Source organism: Litorimonas taeanensis (genome assembly GCF_003634015.1).
Lineage (GTDB): Bacteria > Pseudomonadota > Alphaproteobacteria > Caulobacterales > Maricaulaceae > Litorimonas > Litorimonas taeanensis.
In genome coordinates this window covers 147,351-161,825 of record NZ_RBII01000002.1, presented here as the reverse complement: position 1 = coordinate 161,825, position 14,475 = coordinate 147,351, and the positions used below count along the sequence as shown (strand labels likewise).

The window sequence follows — 14,475 nt, the reverse complement described above, 5'->3', positions numbered from 1 at the left end:
AAATTTGGGACGGCGAGCCTGCGGTATATTCACAGCAGAGAATTGCCTAATGCCTCGTTTTTCAGAAGAACAGGTCAAGCCTGCTGCAGATGATTTAATGCTGGCGCGCTTGCCTAAATCGGATCTGGGTAATGCCCGGAGAATGATTGAACGTTTTGGTGATGATATCCGTTTTGTCCCAAGGCAGGGGTGGCGGGCCTGGAATGGTGTTTGCTGGGCCATTGATGATGACGGGGAATCCAAGGCGCGGATTGCGGCGCATGCGACCGCTGATGCAATCGATTTAGAAGCCGACGCGCTGAAGGCCAAAGGCCCTTATGAAGGGGAGGAGGCCAAAGATTTTAACGCCCGTATCGCCGCGCATCGTAAATGGGGCGCGGATTCGGGCAATGCCGGCAAATCCCGTGCGATGCTGGATCAGGCGGGGGCGCTTGTCCGGCGTGACCGCGAAGATTGGGATGAAGACCCTTATCTCTTGAATGTGCAAAATGGGACCTTGCATTTTAAACCGTCTGATAATGGTGTTGAGGCGGTATTGTTTCCGCATAACAAGCAAAATTATTGCACCGCGACCGCGCGGGTGGCCTATGACCCCGAGGCAGATTGTCCGCTCTGGCGTAAGCATTTGGAGATGTGTCTGCCTGACATTGAAAAGCGCGCCTATTTTCAACGCTGGTGCGGATATTCTTTGACGGGGGATATATCAGAACAGAAATTTCTGATTATGCAAGGGCAGGGCGCAGACGGTAAATCCGTTACGATTAACGCGCTGGCTTATATGTTGGGTGATTATGCGATGAGCGTCAGCATTCGTTCGTTTTTAGCCAATGATTATCGCAGCGGGTCGGATGCTAGCCCTGATATTGCCCGTCTGGCGGGGCCGGCGCGGTTTGTTTATGTGTCCGAGCCGAAAAAGGGTGATAAGCTGGATGAGGCCGGCGTAAAATCTTTGACGGGAGGGGACCGGATGACGGCGCGAAAATTGCGCCAAGACATCTTTGAGTTTTTCCCTATTTTTAAAATGATTGTCCCCTGCAATCCAAAGCCCATTATCACATCATCGGATCACGGAACATGGCGCCGCATCCAATTATTGGAATGGACAAACCGCATTCCTGAAGCGGTAAGAGACCGTAATATTGACCGCAAATTACAGGCAGAAGCTGCGGGTATTTTAAACTGGGCAATTGAGGGTTTGGGGGATTGGATGGCGGACGGTTTAAATCCGCCTGACGCCGTGAAAGATGCGGTGCAACGATATCGTGGGCAATCTGACCCCATGGGCGATTGGTTGGATGAGCGGTTTGATTACGGCCAAACTGTCGATCATAAAATCCCGCTTTCGGAGCTTTATGAAGATTACGCCGCGTGGTGTGAAATGAATTCATTTAGACCTATGGCCAGCCGCACATTTTCTGCGCAGCTCTCTGATAGGCAAATCGTTTCGGTTCGCCCAGGCGGGCAGACATTCAAAGATCAGATCCAATTAAAGTCTGGTTTGCAGATGATGCAAACAGAAGAAACCCGTGAAAAAAGTCGGGGCAAAGAGAATATCGATGCCGCCGCAATGGAGGCCGGCATTGAGCTGTCGGATTGATGAGGGGGTGTTTATGAAAAAGATAATCTGTTGTGTTTTTGGTCACAGATATATCCGAAAGATTTGGACATTCGGCCCGTTCAATGAGTGCTCTCGTTGCAATCACACTGTTTTTTTAACCTCAAAAGGGGAGCCAATAAAATGACCAACACAAAACACACAGAGAGCGACCATATTCCTGACGTCGGGAAAAAGGTGCTTAATGAAGCTCTTGAAACCGCAGAGAGCGTTGAAGAACTACGCGCCGAAATTATCCGTCTTAAAGCCGCTCTTGCTGAGAGTGAGAGGCGAGAGCTTTCCACGCCAGACGAATCGGTAAGGGAGGCAATGGACGAGAGTGGTTTTTGGAAGTCTTGTTCGGGTTGTCACGAAACTAATGAAGGGGCTTCGACGGGGTGGTATTCATTTCATCCATTCTTCAACTGCGAGCAAGGTTCAGGATGCGGTGAGTGTGGCGGCTTAGGCGTAATTTGGGATGATACCGATTACGAAGACATGGTGAATTGGATGCAAGAGCAAGAAGCCCTGAAAGGCGGTGAGTGATGATAAGCACAATTTTAGAGCCTTGTTCGCCCCTAGAAGGAGGTGCTTAATGAGCGATAAACCTACAGCATTAATGCAACAGTTTATGGATGGAATGGCCTCTGCTAGAAGTATGGATATAGCTATGGGTGTTTCAGTTCATCTTAGTCGCACAGAAGTCCTGCGGCTTGTGGTACATGACTTAGTAAAAAAGAGAAACGCCTGTCGCAACGAGGAGATGGCCGCACATTTCGATGCCATTCTTCTTGCTTATTATCTTTCGCGCGATGAACATCTTGTTGCCACTCAGGACGCGAGGATAATTCCAAGCCCAAAGGAGACAAACCATGACCAGTAAAGAGCAGAAAAACTTGATGAAGTCCGAGAGCGTGGCTGGACAAGTAGCGCTTAAGATAGGTCGCGAGGTTGACCTGTTGCTATCTACAGCAAATGACAATTACGACTGTTTGCTTTCGCAGGTCGCGGCTGAATTTGGGGGTAATTATGACCAGTAAAGAACAAGAGAAGATAGAAAAGGCTGTGTCGTTTGAAAAAATTTGTCGTGGAACCGAGGTGTGTTTGGATGCCGAGGGTCGTTATCGCGGGGCTGTTTATAAGAACGCCGAGGGTTGGGTCGGGCGCGTAAAATTTCCCTTAGCCCTTGGCCAGTATATTGTTTGCGAGACTAAACATGTGGCGCGCGAATATGTGGCGTCTCATGCCGCGCGGCCAGCCCTGAAAGGCGGTGCGTGATGAAGTGTTTAGAACTTACTGATTTTGAGGTGGATGTTTTGCGCGATATTCGCGGTGATTATCGTATGCCTGCGGATCAGCGAGAGGCGCGGGAGAGGGTTTGTTTATCGCTGTGGGAGCGGGGCTATGTGCGCTTTGGGGAAATGCAATTAACCGATAAAGCGAGCGCGGTTTTGCAAGCGGTTGGCGGGCCGAAATGTTCCGCCTCTTGCAAGGGCGCTGAATGCGCTGTGTGCGCGCTTGGCGAATGTCCGCCTTTGCTTGATGCCCGTCCAGATCCGCCGCACATGCCGCCCGAATTTGAGGAGCCGTGCGAGCGGATATACCGATTTTTGGCGGGGCGGTCGGCGCATAAGGATATGAATTTGCGGCGCATTGTTCGGGCCGCTTTTTATGCGGGATGCGTGGCGAATGCCCGCGCTACTCGGTCGGTAGCGGGTTCGATAGGGTCTGATGATGTGGCGGAGATTCAGGGCGGTTTTCAGGGCGGTTTTCAAGGGGAGTTGTTATGAAGCCCCAGGAGCGGCCATGGGTTTTGGACGGTTTGGCGGCGTTCTTATCAGAGCGCATCTGGGGGTTTTGGCCGCAAACTCCACCGAAAACATGCGACTATAATGCAAAATATATGCAAAGAGATTTTAGAAAATGTATTTAAAAACAAGAGTTTAGGTTAGGTTTTATGCAAATATGCAAACTTTGCAGGAGCGTTGCTCCATGTGTGGGTGTGTGTGCGCGGGGCTAACCCCTGAATTGTTTGCATTTTTGCATATTTGCATTTGAAGTTATTTTTAAGAAGGAAAAGAGTTATGGGTAAAACGGTTAAGACTGAGCGGGATGAGGTTAAGGGAAAGCTCTCTGGCTTGCCGCGAAGCGGTCCTACGGTTGAGCGGATTGTGGGGTCGGGTTCTTTGGTTTCGGTCTCTCGGTTCGGGACGGTTCGACTGACGGAAAGCTTGCCGACGACATTGGTGCGGATGCGGGCGAAGGGGTCTTTATCAGATGCGGACCTTAAGGCGGCGGCTTGGCTTATTGCTGTGCATGATCGCGGGTTCGGATCGACTATGCGGTCGGTTAAATACGAAGAGCGGACATCTGGTGGCGGGGGAGCGGGGGCTGATCGGGCTATGGCTGCGCGGGTGCAGGCACAGGAAAACTGGGAGTGGGCTATGGGTATGCTCATTCCTGAAGTGCGACAGGCTGTGGTGGCTGTCGTGATAAACGGGGCTACGCTGACAGGGATTGACGGGTTTATCGGGGCGTATAGCAAGGCTGAAGCTCGACGGATGGTGGGGGGTGCATTCTTACGTTTGGGACTATCGCACTTGGCAGTTCAGCTTGGATTGACTTCCCCCCCTAAAGCGATGCATATATCGGCTATCCCCAGAAAACCCTTAACCGAAGCCCCTGAATCGTAGGGTCCTTCCTAGCCACCCCGCGTATACGGGCGGGCAGAGCGTTTGAGGTTTTTTTTTACTCGTATTTTTAACAAGGCTTACAAATGGCCGCGCGGTTTACAAAATCCCGCCCCACCAATTACAAAAGGAAACTCGCATTTCATGAAAACCGAAACTGACATCACAGAAAGCCCCGCGCCCGATACAGCGCCCGAGCTGTCGATTGTCTATCGGTCAGTTAATGCCTTAAAGCCTTACGATCAAAACTCCCGCAAGCATTCCAAGCGCAACATTGAGGCCATCAGGACATCGTTGCGCGAATATGGCTTCCGCAAACCAATTGTAATCTGGCGTGATAATCTCATCCTAGCGGGTCACGGCACGGTTGAAGCCGCCAAACTCGAAGGCATAGAGGAAATCCCCTGCGCTGATGCTTCCCATCTTGATTTCACGAAAGCACGCGCTTTTGTGATTATGGATAATAAATCATCAGACCTAGCGGGCTGGAATGACGATATTTTGAAAAGCGAATTAGAAGCCCTCCAAACCGAAGCCGATATTGACGAAGACTTCGACCTATCGATGCTGGGCTTTAATGACCGTGAATTAATCAAGTTCCTGCCGGATATGGATATCAGCGCCGAGCGCCGCGCCGCAACCAAAACCAAATCTGCCGACCCTGAAATAGAGGCGAAAGACGGCCCGTCAATCGTGCGTTCGGGGCAAATTTGGCATCTGGGCCAGCATAAGCTTTTATGTGGCAGCTCAATCGATCCGAAAAACTGGACACGCCTTATGGCTGGCGCGCAAGCGCACCTCCTCTTTACCGATCCGCCTTATGGTGTGAGTTATTCCGCAAAGACTGCCGATATGAATCGTCGGGGCGTCGGGGGGACGCAGAGTCAAAATGAAGAAATTATCGAAAACGATGCTCTAAACGCCGCTGATCTCATCCCGTTTCTTACCGATGCTTTTACCGCCGCGCGCGCCTTTATGGCCGAGGGCGGCGCATATTACGTTTGCATGACGGGTGGCTCCGAGGGCAATTTTTCAATGATGAACGCAATGACCGATTCAGGTTATCCGCTAAACCATCAAATCATTTGGGTTAAAAATCATATAGTCCTTGGCCGCGCGGATTACCACTATCAACACGAAGTGATCCTTTACGGCTGGGTCAAAGGGTCTCACAAATTCTACGGCCCGCAAAATGAAAGCACGGTCTGGGAATTCCCCAAACCCCAAGGCAATGGCCTCCATCCCACGATGAAGCCTGTCGCTTTAATTGAACGCGCCTTGCGCAATTCGACCAAAGCGGGTGATATCGTCATTGACGGGTTTGGCGGTTCAGGCTCCACGCTTATGGCCTGCGAAAACCGTGGCCGCCAAGCGCGCCTGATTGAATTATCAGAAACTTATTGCGACCGTATTTTACGCCGTTGGCGTCTCGCCACGGGCGAACAACCCACGCTCGACGGTCGTCCCCTATCCGATTACGAAGCCGAATATCAATCGGCTGAACTAGAGGCCGCTGAATAAACCATGTCTGAAACATCAGGCGCGGATATTCCCACCCTTATGACCAAAGCTGCCTATGCCCGCTATCGCGGGGTTGAACGCCAAACTGTCAATAAATGGAAAAATCAAGGCCATTTGGTTTTGGTCCATGATGCTAATCAAAAAATACGCGTCGATGTGGCCGCCACAGATTCTAACCTTGCCGCCATGCAAAACCCGCTTAAAGCACAAAGCGAAGCGCCCCAAAACCCAGAGGCCGCACAAAGACAAGAACCGCCCGAGCCCGTCCGCGACGAAATGGCTGATCGTGTCAAAGCCTCTCGGGCCGCCAAAGAAACCGCCGATGCGCGGATGTCCAATCTGAAATATAATCGCGCCGCGGGGAACCTCGTACCCAAAATCGAAGTCCAAGGCGTGGGCCCCGCCGCGGCTGCGCTCTTGCACCAAGCGATGGAACGCCGCCGCACCGATTTGGCCAAACGGCTCGAACATCAATCCGCCCATGATATCCTTGTTGCGCTTAAACGCGCCGATTTTGATATTTTGGAACAATATGCCGAAGCCCTGCGCGGCTTCGATAAAATCGCTGCTGCCTCTCAAGAGGCTGGCCAATCTGAAACGCGGCGAAGCGCTTAAACGCTATGATCGAACGCCCCAAACGCATCGCCATGATTGGTCATGTGGACTCTCGCAAATCGACGCTAACGGCTGCGATTGTGAAGTATTTTGGTGATATAGAGGTTTCCCCTGCGGGGCCCACGCCTGCGACCGCCTCGGCGTCCCCGCCGTCACGCCCTGCGGGCGCGCAAACCCTATCGGGCAACGGGAACGGTTAATGACCCCCGCTGAATTAAAATCATACCTCGACAGGGGCTATGATGTGCTGTCTTCAGGTTTCATTAAATGGGGCCTACGCATTGGCCTCTCCGCTGTGGCGGTCGGCCATATCGTCGCTTTTGACGCTTTGGCCGAAGCTGTCTTGCCGCCCGAAGATATCAACCCCGCGCAATGGGCGCAAAAATATCGCTATATTGCGCCCGGCTCTGGTTCCCCGCGTCCGGGTAAATGGGACAATGCCACAACGCCTTATCTGGTCGAACCTATGGAATCGCTCGGCTCCGATGATCCCTGTGCTGGGGTTGTTTGTAAAATGTCGGCGCAAGTCGGCAAAACCGAAATTGGCATTAATTGGCTCGGCTATGTCGCCGATATTGATCATAAACCGATGCTGATAACCCAGCCGGGTATCGTCCAGCTGGTTAAATTCAACCGCGAAAAATTACAGCCCTCTATCGATGCCACGCCGCGTATGCGCGAATCGATTGCACCCGAAGGCGACCGGCTCGGCGAAAATTCCACAACGCGTTTCAAACATTTCGCGGGCGGCGGCTGCCATTTGGGCTCCGCCAATGCCTCGGCCGATTTGCAGAGCTCCTCTCGCGCCCGCTATTGGGGCGACGAAGTCGGCGAATATCCGGCCGAGGCGGGCTCGCGCGGCGACCCCGTACGCCAAGCCATTAAACGGATGGAGGCTTGGGGCGCGCTTTCGAAATATCTGCTCACTTCGACCTGCCAGTTAAAACATAGCTGCAAAATTTCCGAAGAATATGAACGCTCCGATCAACGCCGATTTTATGTTCCCTGTCCGCATTGCGATGATTTCCAAATTCTGGACTGGGAAAACCTTGCTTGGGGCTTATCAGGCTCAGGTGCAAAAGTTGCGGTTTATTCCTGCGGCTCTTGTGGTTGTGATATTTATGAACGCGATAAATTCGATATGGTCGCCCAGGGCGTTTGGCTGCCTTGCTTCCCGTCCAAAGACGCCAGTAATCCCGCCCCGCCGTCTATCGTCGCCCGCGCGGCTCTGCCCCATTGGCGCGCCCGCGATTGCGAAGGCCGCCGCGTCAAAGGTTATCATCTCTGGAAAATCTATTCTAATCTTGGCGATTGGCCATCCATCCTTGTCGAATCCGAAGACGCCGAAGGCAATCCCGAAAGCCTGAAAGTCTTTTGGCAACAAACTTTGGCCGAACCGTGGGATGATAGCGGCGAAGCCCCCGACCACGAAGATCTCGCCAAACGGGTCGAGAGCTTCCCGGATGCGCAAATCTTGCCCGGCATGTATTTCGCCACCGGCGCTATGGATGTCCAAATCGACCGAATTGAATGGGGCACCTATGCTTGGGGCCCAAATCTTCAGGGGCAACTCGTCGAAAAAGGTATTCTTGAGGGCGCAACTGATCAGCCCGAAGTTTGGGAAAAGGCCCGCGAATTATGGGCAACTAAGGCCTATAGATATTCTTCTGGAGTGACAATTCCGGTTGATTTGTGGGGCGTCGATTCAGGTTATCGTTCGCCTTATGTTTATCAGGCGACCAAAGGTTTTCCGAATGTGCTGAATTTGGATGGGCGTGGTTCCGATAAACCGCATGCCCCACCTTTGGGCACGGCCCGTACTTTGAAACATAAGGTCGGTAATATCGTGATGGGCCAGATTCAAAAATTTGATGTTGGCACGTATAATCTTAAATCCCGTTTATATGGAATGATCCGGCAATGGACAGAAGGCCCAAATGAGGTTGGCCAATGGCCCAGAGGCATTATCCATTTTGGGCAAAATGCTGACATTGAGTTTTTTGCCCAATTAACTGCAGAAGTGTTAATTCCACATCAAAGACGGGGCGGCCGCATTTCCTATCATTGGGAAAAAATCAAACGCCGCGCCAATGAGCATCATGATATTGCGATTTATAATCTGGCCCTAGCCTGCGGCCGTCTGCGCTGGGACAGCCGGACCCCTGCCGATTGGGAGGCCCTGATTGCAGAACGCGGCGGCGAACCTGAAAAAGAACAAAAATCTCTCGAAGATTTATGGGGGCCCGCACCTTTGGCCTCTGTCCAGGATAAATTGGAGGCCGCAGGTGTGACTGAATCCAAAGTCCTGCCGCGCACAGCCAGTCGTGCGGCGGCGCTTGCGCGCTTGGCCCGCCTTAATAATGATGGGGATGATTAATTATGTGCACTGACGCGCAACGCGCCGAATTGACCAGTCTCCGCGCCGCCAAAACAGCCCTGCTGACAGGAAAGCTAAAAACTAAGGCGCGCTATAACGATAAAGAGGTCACTTATGCCCCTGTCGATTTGGCCGCCTTAAACGAAGCGATCCGGGAATTAGAGTCGCTTTGCCCAGAACAAAATGGGGCGTCCCGCGCACGCCGCCATGGTTATGTGCGGGGAACATTGTGACCCTTTCAACACCTATTCAAACCGATTTGACGGTGTCGTCCGTGCAGGACGGAATGTTTTCTATCACGCCAAAACCTAACGGTACTGAAACGAGACTGCGTGTGCCCGTTGAAACCCGCAGCGCCCGGTTTGGCGGTCGGCGTTTTGATGGGGCAGGGGATGACAGCCGACTTCTCGAAGGCTGGTCGGCTTATTTAAACGCGCCTAACCCGCTGGGCGATCAATATGAACGCGATACCGTCACAGCGCGGATCCGTGACCTTGAAAATAATGACCCGCTGGCCCGCTCTGCGATTGAACGGCGCGTTGATAATATCATCGGCCATGGTTGGGGCTTAACCGCTATGCCCAATGCCAAAGCGCTAGGTTTGGATTTTGACGCCGCTGTGGATTTGGCCGAATTAATTGAATGTGAGTGGGAGCTATACACAAACCATCCCTTGGGCTGCCTGACGATCGAAGAAGATTATAGCCTCTCGCAAATCCTCGGCATGGCTTATCGTTATACTTATCGTGACGGCGAGGTATTTGCGCTTCTGCCTATGGTCGCGCCGCATCGCGGCCATCATTACGCGACGCGGATACAGTTGATTGACCCAGACCGTGTTTCTAACCCGCAAAACGCCATGGACACAGAAACGTTAAAACGCGGGATGGAAATTGACGGTAATGGGCGGGTGATTGCGATTCATATTCGCGAAGGTCATCCCGCTGATTGGACAGTGCCGATGAAATCCCAAACTTGGCGCCGCGTTCCAATGCGCGGCGGCACAGGCCGCCCCAATGTTATTCACCACAAAGTTCGCACCCGTATTGGTCAATTGCGCGGGACGTCGCGCCTGACGCCTTTGCTCAAACCGCTGCGAGCGTTGAATGTTTTTGATGATGCAGAGCTTCAAACCAAGGTCGCCAATTCTGTTGTCACGGGATTTATTACCTCGCAATTTGATGTGGCTACGGCTGGGCAAGCTGTCGCGGCTGAGGTTGCCACAAAAATCGAAGAACAACGCTTGGATTATTACGAAGCGAATCCAGGGGTGCGGAAAAACCCGATGGGTGGAAAATATCCTGTGTTGCCAGGTGGTGACACATACAGTCCCGTTGAAACGCGGCGCGATACGGGTGAAGATTTTGTGAATCGCGTTTTGCATCATGTTGCAGCGGCAGCTGGATTGACCTTTGAACAGATGACGATGCGATGGGACAAGCTAAACTATTCTGCGGCCCGAGGCGCATTACTCGAAATTTATAAAGACTTTCGCCGTGATCAAGAAGATTTTGCCAAAGGGTTTTTCGGGGTTTGGTTTTTCGCATGGCTCGAAGAGGCTTTCGCCCTTCGCCGTCTTACCCCGCCGAAAGGAAAGTCGGGCAACACTGCCCCTGACTTTTACGACGCGCCTGCGGCCTATGCGCGGTTTAAACCTATCTTGCCGCCCAAAGGCTGGGTCGATCCCGTCAAAGAGGCCACAGCTTCGGGCATTCGCATGAATTTGGATTTATCCAGCCTTGCTGATGAGGCCGCTGAACAAGGCAAAGATTGGAAAGATATTCTGCACCAAAAAGCCCGCGAGCGCAAAGCCCGCGAAGATTTAGGTTTGCCAGTTATGCCGTTCAAAGTCGCGATGTCGACCAATGCCCGCGAAGATAAATCCGATGAGGGCAATACAGAGGATGAAGGCAATACAGATAATGAGTCCGTAAATGCTGAAACCGAAGTCACACAAATCGATTTCATGAAAAACAAAAGTCGAGCCTAGCATGACCTATAAAACTGAAACCCTTGCCCAATTACCGCGCCTCTCTGATTATTTGGGTCAGCCGCTTTTGCTGGCCCCATTGGGGCAAACGCAATTTGTGGACCAGCTTGGCGGCGCGATGCAACCCGCCCTTGGCAGTCTGATTTCCCAGCTCATGGCCGGTGTTTCGGCCCTTATGCCTATGATGGGTTCTCGGGGCCCCACCTATCGCTATTTGAATCACGCCGAAATAAATGGCGGCGAAGGCGCGCGGCCATTGTGGGATAACCTCTCAGAGGGAATCGCTACAATAAGAATTTCAGGTCCACTTTATGATCGGGCCATCATGATTGAGGACCAAAACGAGCAAAGTGTGGCCCGCGATGGCTATGACCGGATAGCGGCGGCTCATGCACAAGCGCAGCTTGACCCAAATGTTCAGGGCATTATTTTTGAGCTCGACACTCCTGGGGGCCTCGTCAAGGGAGGGTTCGAAGCCGTTGACTATATCCTTCAGGCCAAAGCCCAAGGCGCAAAACCGGTTTGGGGCATTGTGACAGGCGCGGCCTGTTCGGCGGGGTATTCCCTTGCCGCCTGCTGCGATCGCATTATCGCCTCATCCACCGCTGTCACAGGATCCATCGGCGTGATGTTGCTCCTTTCCGATAACACCGGATTTAACGAAAAAATCGGCATTCGCCCTGTCCCAATTCATTTTGGCGACTTCAAAGGTGATGGCGGCAGTTATAAAGCTTTCGATGAGGATGAGCGCGCCCGGCTTTATGATGTTATTGCTCCGGTTGGCGAAGTCTTTGTTGCGCATGTCGCGCGTGCGCGCGGTTTGGATACCGCCGATGTGCTCGCTCAAAATGCCAATATTTACACAGGTCACGCCGCCCAGACGGCAGGCCTTGTCGATATCGTGGCTAATCCACGCAGGGCCCGCGCCTTGTTCTCATCTTTTCTACAGGGTGGCCCGTCGGTCGCCGTAACCCCGGCGCAATCGGCCCCTGCCGCGCGTGCCACACCAACCCAAACGGCCACCACAAAGGAGACTGATATGTCATTCAAAGCCGCTCTTGAAAAATTGCTCGAAGCCAGCAATTCAACCCTAAACCTAAATCAAAAATCCGCGCTTTCTTTGGCGATGAAAACTGCCGCTGAAAATGAAGATGAAGAATCAAAAGCTGAAGGCGATGATTCAAAGGCCGAAGGCGATGAGAAAGACCCCAAAGCTGAAAGTGACGACGAAGCTTCAAAAGCTGAAAACGAAGACGAAGATACAATAGCAGAGGGCGAAGACGAAGATACAAAAGCTGAGGGCGATGACCAAAACCCAAAGACCGTCGATGAAGACGAAGATGCCACTGCCCGCGCCCTGACAATTATGAAAGCGGGTCAAGCGGCCGGTTGTAGTGATTTTGCCGAAGCCTTGGTCAATAATAAAAAACTTACATCGGTTGAGGCTTTGGATCTCATTAAAACGGCTCCAAAGGCTGCCAGTGCCCAGCTTCAAACGATGATTTCGGATGCGCCAAAACCGCTTAACAGCGCTCAACCCAGCGAAGGCGGCCCAAGTGCAGACTCAAAGGACCCTGTCCAGCGCATGGCCGCGGCCAAGGCCGCCAATCCTAAACTTCGAATTGGCCGCAGAGGATAGCGGTCGACCCTTAGCGGCCTCCGGCCTCTAAACTCGGTTTCGATCGATGACCGATGTTAAAAATTTCGATCAACGCTGTGAAAAGGAGACAACATGACAGCGACATTCGACAGCGAAAGCTACACGCCGGAGGAAATTCATGCCGGCGATTATCCCATTCAAACCGAAACGGCAACGGCAGGCGCGGCCGTGACCGCGATTACTGTTATCGGACGTGTGACATCAAGCAAAAAAGTCATTGCCTCTGATCCCGCGGCCGAAGACGGCTCTGAAGTTCCAATTGGTATTTCAGCGCATGCGGCCGCGGCGGATGATGATCCGCTGACGTTCTATAAGTCAGGCGGTTTTGACATTAGCAAAATCGAAAAGGGTGATTGGACAGACGCTGCATTGATTGCGGCCTTTGATCGGACGCCCATCACCCTCAAAACGCTCGGTGCCATCTAGAGCGGTTAAACGCGATTGCCAAAAATTACCCGCCTTTGAGCGGGTTTTTTATTGGCCAAACCCCATTTAAAGGAAAGAAAAAATGGATCTTTATGCAACGTCCCAGCTCTTGGGCATGATTGAAGAGCACGTCGAAACCCCGCCAACTTTTGCGTTGGATATGTTTTTCAGCCGAATTGAAGAACAAGAAGACGAAGATATTATGTTTGACAAGCTGCCCTTCTCGGCTCCGCTTGCGCCTTTTGTCAGCCCTAATGTGGCGGGAAAGTCGATTAAACATAAAGGCTTTGATACCAAGGTCTTCCGCCCCGCTTATATTAAACCCAAACATACGGTCTCGCCGAGTCAGGCTCGAAAGCGCCGTCCAGGTGAGCCAATTACAGGGAGTTTATCAATTGCGCAGCGCCGTGATCTCTACGTGGCTGAATTATTGCAGAAACAAGTCGATATGATCGAACGCCGCCTCGAATGGATGGCATGGTCAGCGATGATTAGCGGGTCTGTGACGGTCGAAGGCGATGACTATCCGTCGGTGACTGTCGATTTTGGCCGTAAATCGTCTCATACAGAATTACTCTCGGGTACGGCGCGTTGGGATCAATCCGGCTTTAACGCCGAAGATTTCTTCGAAGAGCGTGCGGGTAAAATTCAGGACGAAACCGGCTTTGCAGGGACAGTTCATATTATGACGCCCGAAGCGTGGAAACTCGCACGGAAAGACACCAACTGGCGGGAAACCCTTGATAACCGCCGTCAGGCCTCCGGCAATGTAGAGCTGTCTGCAATTGCCTTGGGGGATGGGAATGTGGCGTCTAATGCAACAGGCGCGCGTTATATAGGCAGTTCTGGTGACCATGAATTCTGGGTGTTTGGAGCAAAATACACCAATCAATCAGGCCAGTTAGTGCCTTATCTTCCTGGTAAGACGTGCATTTCTGTTGCGCCTGCTGGATTAAACGGCATGCAAGTTTTCGGCGCGATCGAAGACCATGAAGCGATGGTTGCGACAAAGTATTTCCCAAAGATGTGGGATCAGGAAGATCCTTCAAAACGGAATCTTATGACGCAATCTGCGCCGCTTATCGTGCCGGGCAATCCGAACGCGGTCAATCACTGCACGGTAACCGATAACTAAATCGATCGGAAAGAAAACCGCTTAAAACCCGCCTTCGGGCGGGTTTTATCCCTCCCTTATAAAAATTTGAAAGGACATTTCATGTCTACTAAAACTAAAATGCAAATGATTTCGGTTGTTGTCGCTGGCCTCTACTTAGACCCGAAAACCAACAAACCTTATGATTTGGGCGAAACCATCAAGGTCCCTGAAAACACAGCGGCTGCGGGATTGGCTTCTTGCGTCTTCCTTAAAGAAGGTACTGTATTGGGCGAAAGCGCCCCGCAAGACACGTCAAAAATTGCGCGCCTTATAACTGAAAATGAAGGCTTGGCAGCGGATAATAAAGCGCTGACGGCCTATAAAGATCGTATCGAAAAGATTCTGGCGGATAATGATATCACGATTGATGATCTCGAGGCGGTTTTAAATCCCGCGCCCGCTAAAGCGCAGACCAAAGCGGCTTAAACGCAGTCTTTAATCCGCCG

Annotated in this window: 17 protein-coding genes; all 17 read left to right on the top strand. The window is 52.0% G+C overall.

Features of this window, described 5'->3' with window-relative positions; genetic code table 11:
* Positions 1 to 49: 49 nt before the first annotated feature.
* Complete coding sequence (locus DES40_RS08630) at positions 50 to 1,597, top strand: DNA primase family protein (protein ID WP_121100821.1); 1,548 nt, start codon at positions 50 to 52, stop codon at positions 1,595 to 1,597.
* A gap of 141 nt (positions 1,598 to 1,738) precedes the next feature.
* A complete protein-coding gene (locus DES40_RS08625) occupies positions 1,739 to 2,140 on the top strand; it encodes a hypothetical protein (RefSeq protein WP_121100819.1) in 402 nt (133 codons plus the stop codon).
* Positions 2,141 to 2,189: 49 nt separating this feature from the next.
* Positions 2,190 to 2,477 (top strand): hypothetical protein, encoded by a 288-nt coding sequence (locus DES40_RS08620; RefSeq protein WP_121100816.1) that lies wholly within the window; start codon positions 2,190 to 2,192, stop codon positions 2,475 to 2,477.
* Positions 2,467 to 2,634 (top strand): hypothetical protein, encoded by a 168-nt coding sequence (locus tag DES40_RS13215; protein ID WP_170144942.1) that lies wholly within the window; start codon positions 2,467 to 2,469, stop codon positions 2,632 to 2,634. The genes DES40_RS08620 and DES40_RS13215 overlap by 11 nt, the downstream gene beginning before the upstream one ends.
* On the top strand, positions 2,624 to 2,872 hold the full coding sequence (locus DES40_RS08615; RefSeq protein ID WP_121100813.1) for a hypothetical protein: 249 nt from the start codon (positions 2,624 to 2,626) through the stop codon (positions 2,870 to 2,872). The genes DES40_RS13215 and DES40_RS08615 overlap by 11 nt, the downstream gene beginning before the upstream one ends.
* The gene (locus DES40_RS08610; RefSeq protein ID WP_121100810.1) at positions 2,872 to 3,384 is read left to right on the top strand and encodes a hypothetical protein; all 513 of its coding nucleotides are present in this window, start codon (positions 2,872 to 2,874) and stop codon (positions 3,382 to 3,384) included. Before DES40_RS08615 ends, DES40_RS08610 begins: the two co-directional genes overlap by 1 nt.
* Positions 3,385 to 3,678: 294 nt before the next feature.
* The gene (locus tag DES40_RS08605) at positions 3,679 to 4,287 is read left to right on the top strand and encodes a hypothetical protein (protein ID WP_121100807.1); all 609 of its coding nucleotides are present in this window, start codon (positions 3,679 to 3,681) and stop codon (positions 4,285 to 4,287) included.
* Between the two features lie 141 nt (positions 4,288 to 4,428).
* Positions 4,429 to 5,805 (top strand): site-specific DNA-methyltransferase, encoded by a 1,377-nt coding sequence (locus DES40_RS08600; RefSeq protein WP_121100804.1) that lies wholly within the window; start codon positions 4,429 to 4,431, stop codon positions 5,803 to 5,805.
* 3 nt (positions 5,806 to 5,808) lie between these two features.
* A complete protein-coding gene (locus DES40_RS08595) occupies positions 5,809 to 6,420 on the top strand; it encodes a nucleotidyltransferase family protein (protein WP_121100801.1) in 612 nt (203 codons plus the stop codon).
* A 5-nt stretch (positions 6,421 to 6,425) separates the two neighbouring features.
* Positions 6,426 to 6,620 carry a hypothetical protein gene (locus DES40_RS08590; RefSeq protein ID WP_121100798.1) on the top strand — a complete coding sequence of 65 codons (195 nt, stop codon included), beginning with the start codon at positions 6,426 to 6,428 and terminating at the stop codon, positions 6,618 to 6,620.
* The gene (locus DES40_RS08585; RefSeq protein ID WP_121100795.1) at positions 6,620 to 8,797 is read left to right on the top strand and encodes a terminase gpA endonuclease subunit; all 2,178 of its coding nucleotides are present in this window, start codon (positions 6,620 to 6,622) and stop codon (positions 8,795 to 8,797) included. The genes DES40_RS08590 and DES40_RS08585 overlap by 1 nt, the downstream gene beginning before the upstream one ends.
* Positions 8,798 to 8,799: 2 nt before the next feature.
* A complete protein-coding gene (locus DES40_RS08580; protein WP_121100792.1) occupies positions 8,800 to 9,030 on the top strand; it encodes a gpW family head-tail joining protein in 231 nt (76 codons plus the stop codon).
* A complete protein-coding gene (locus DES40_RS08575) occupies positions 9,027 to 10,787 on the top strand; it encodes a phage portal protein (protein WP_147405878.1) in 1,761 nt (586 codons plus the stop codon). Before DES40_RS08580 ends, DES40_RS08575 begins: the two co-directional genes overlap by 4 nt.
* A gap of 1 nt (position 10,788) precedes the next feature.
* On the top strand, positions 10,789 to 12,426 hold the full coding sequence (locus tag DES40_RS08570; RefSeq protein ID WP_121100786.1) for a S49 family peptidase: 1,638 nt from the start codon (positions 10,789 to 10,791) through the stop codon (positions 12,424 to 12,426).
* Positions 12,427 to 12,519: 93 nt separating this feature from the next.
* Positions 12,520 to 12,873 carry a head decoration protein gene (locus tag DES40_RS08565; RefSeq protein ID WP_121100783.1) on the top strand — a complete coding sequence of 118 codons (354 nt, stop codon included), beginning with the start codon at positions 12,520 to 12,522 and terminating at the stop codon, positions 12,871 to 12,873.
* 82 nt (positions 12,874 to 12,955) lie between these two features.
* The gene (locus DES40_RS08560; protein WP_121100780.1) at positions 12,956 to 14,008 is read left to right on the top strand and encodes a major capsid protein; all 1,053 of its coding nucleotides are present in this window, start codon (positions 12,956 to 12,958) and stop codon (positions 14,006 to 14,008) included.
* Positions 14,009 to 14,089: 81 nt separating this feature from the next.
* Complete coding sequence (locus DES40_RS08555; protein ID WP_121100778.1) at positions 14,090 to 14,455, top strand: hypothetical protein; 366 nt, start codon at positions 14,090 to 14,092, stop codon at positions 14,453 to 14,455.
* Positions 14,456 to 14,475: the final 20 nt, after the last annotated feature.

Excerpts from the sequence above, each read along its gene's own strand:
- DES40_RS08630 (WP_121100821.1), top strand. The coding sequence starts at position 50 with ATGCCTCGTTTTTCAGAAGAACAGGTCAAGCCTGCTGCAGATGATTTA.
- DES40_RS08625 (WP_121100819.1), top strand. The coding sequence starts at position 1,739 with ATGACCAACACAAAACACACAGAGAGCGACCATATTCCTGACGTCGGG.
- DES40_RS08620 (WP_121100816.1), top strand. The coding sequence starts at position 2,190 with ATGAGCGATAAACCTACAGCATTAATGCAACAGTTTATGGATGGAATG.
- DES40_RS13215 (WP_170144942.1), top strand. The coding sequence starts at position 2,467 with ATGACCAGTAAAGAGCAGAAAAACTTGATGAAGTCCGAGAGCGTGGCT.
- DES40_RS08615 (WP_121100813.1), top strand. The coding sequence starts at position 2,624 with ATGACCAGTAAAGAACAAGAGAAGATAGAAAAGGCTGTGTCGTTTGAA.
- DES40_RS08610 (WP_121100810.1), top strand. The coding sequence starts at position 2,872 with ATGAAGTGTTTAGAACTTACTGATTTTGAGGTGGATGTTTTGCGCGAT.
- DES40_RS08605 (WP_121100807.1), top strand. The coding sequence starts at position 3,679 with ATGGGTAAAACGGTTAAGACTGAGCGGGATGAGGTTAAGGGAAAGCTC.
- DES40_RS08600 (WP_121100804.1), top strand. The coding sequence starts at position 4,429 with ATGAAAACCGAAACTGACATCACAGAAAGCCCCGCGCCCGATACAGCG.
- DES40_RS08595 (WP_121100801.1), top strand. The coding sequence starts at position 5,809 with ATGTCTGAAACATCAGGCGCGGATATTCCCACCCTTATGACCAAAGCT.
- DES40_RS08590 (WP_121100798.1), top strand. The coding sequence starts at position 6,426 with ATGATCGAACGCCCCAAACGCATCGCCATGATTGGTCATGTGGACTCT.
- DES40_RS08585 (WP_121100795.1), top strand. The coding sequence starts at position 6,620 with ATGACCCCCGCTGAATTAAAATCATACCTCGACAGGGGCTATGATGTG.
- DES40_RS08580 (WP_121100792.1), top strand. The coding sequence starts at position 8,800 with ATGTGCACTGACGCGCAACGCGCCGAATTGACCAGTCTCCGCGCCGCC.
- DES40_RS08570 (WP_121100786.1), top strand. The coding sequence starts at position 10,789 with ATGACCTATAAAACTGAAACCCTTGCCCAATTACCGCGCCTCTCTGAT.
- DES40_RS08565 (WP_121100783.1), top strand. The coding sequence starts at position 12,520 with ATGACAGCGACATTCGACAGCGAAAGCTACACGCCGGAGGAAATTCAT.
- DES40_RS08560 (WP_121100780.1), top strand. The coding sequence starts at position 12,956 with ATGGATCTTTATGCAACGTCCCAGCTCTTGGGCATGATTGAAGAGCAC.
- DES40_RS08555 (WP_121100778.1), top strand. The coding sequence starts at position 14,090 with ATGTCTACTAAAACTAAAATGCAAATGATTTCGGTTGTTGTCGCTGGC.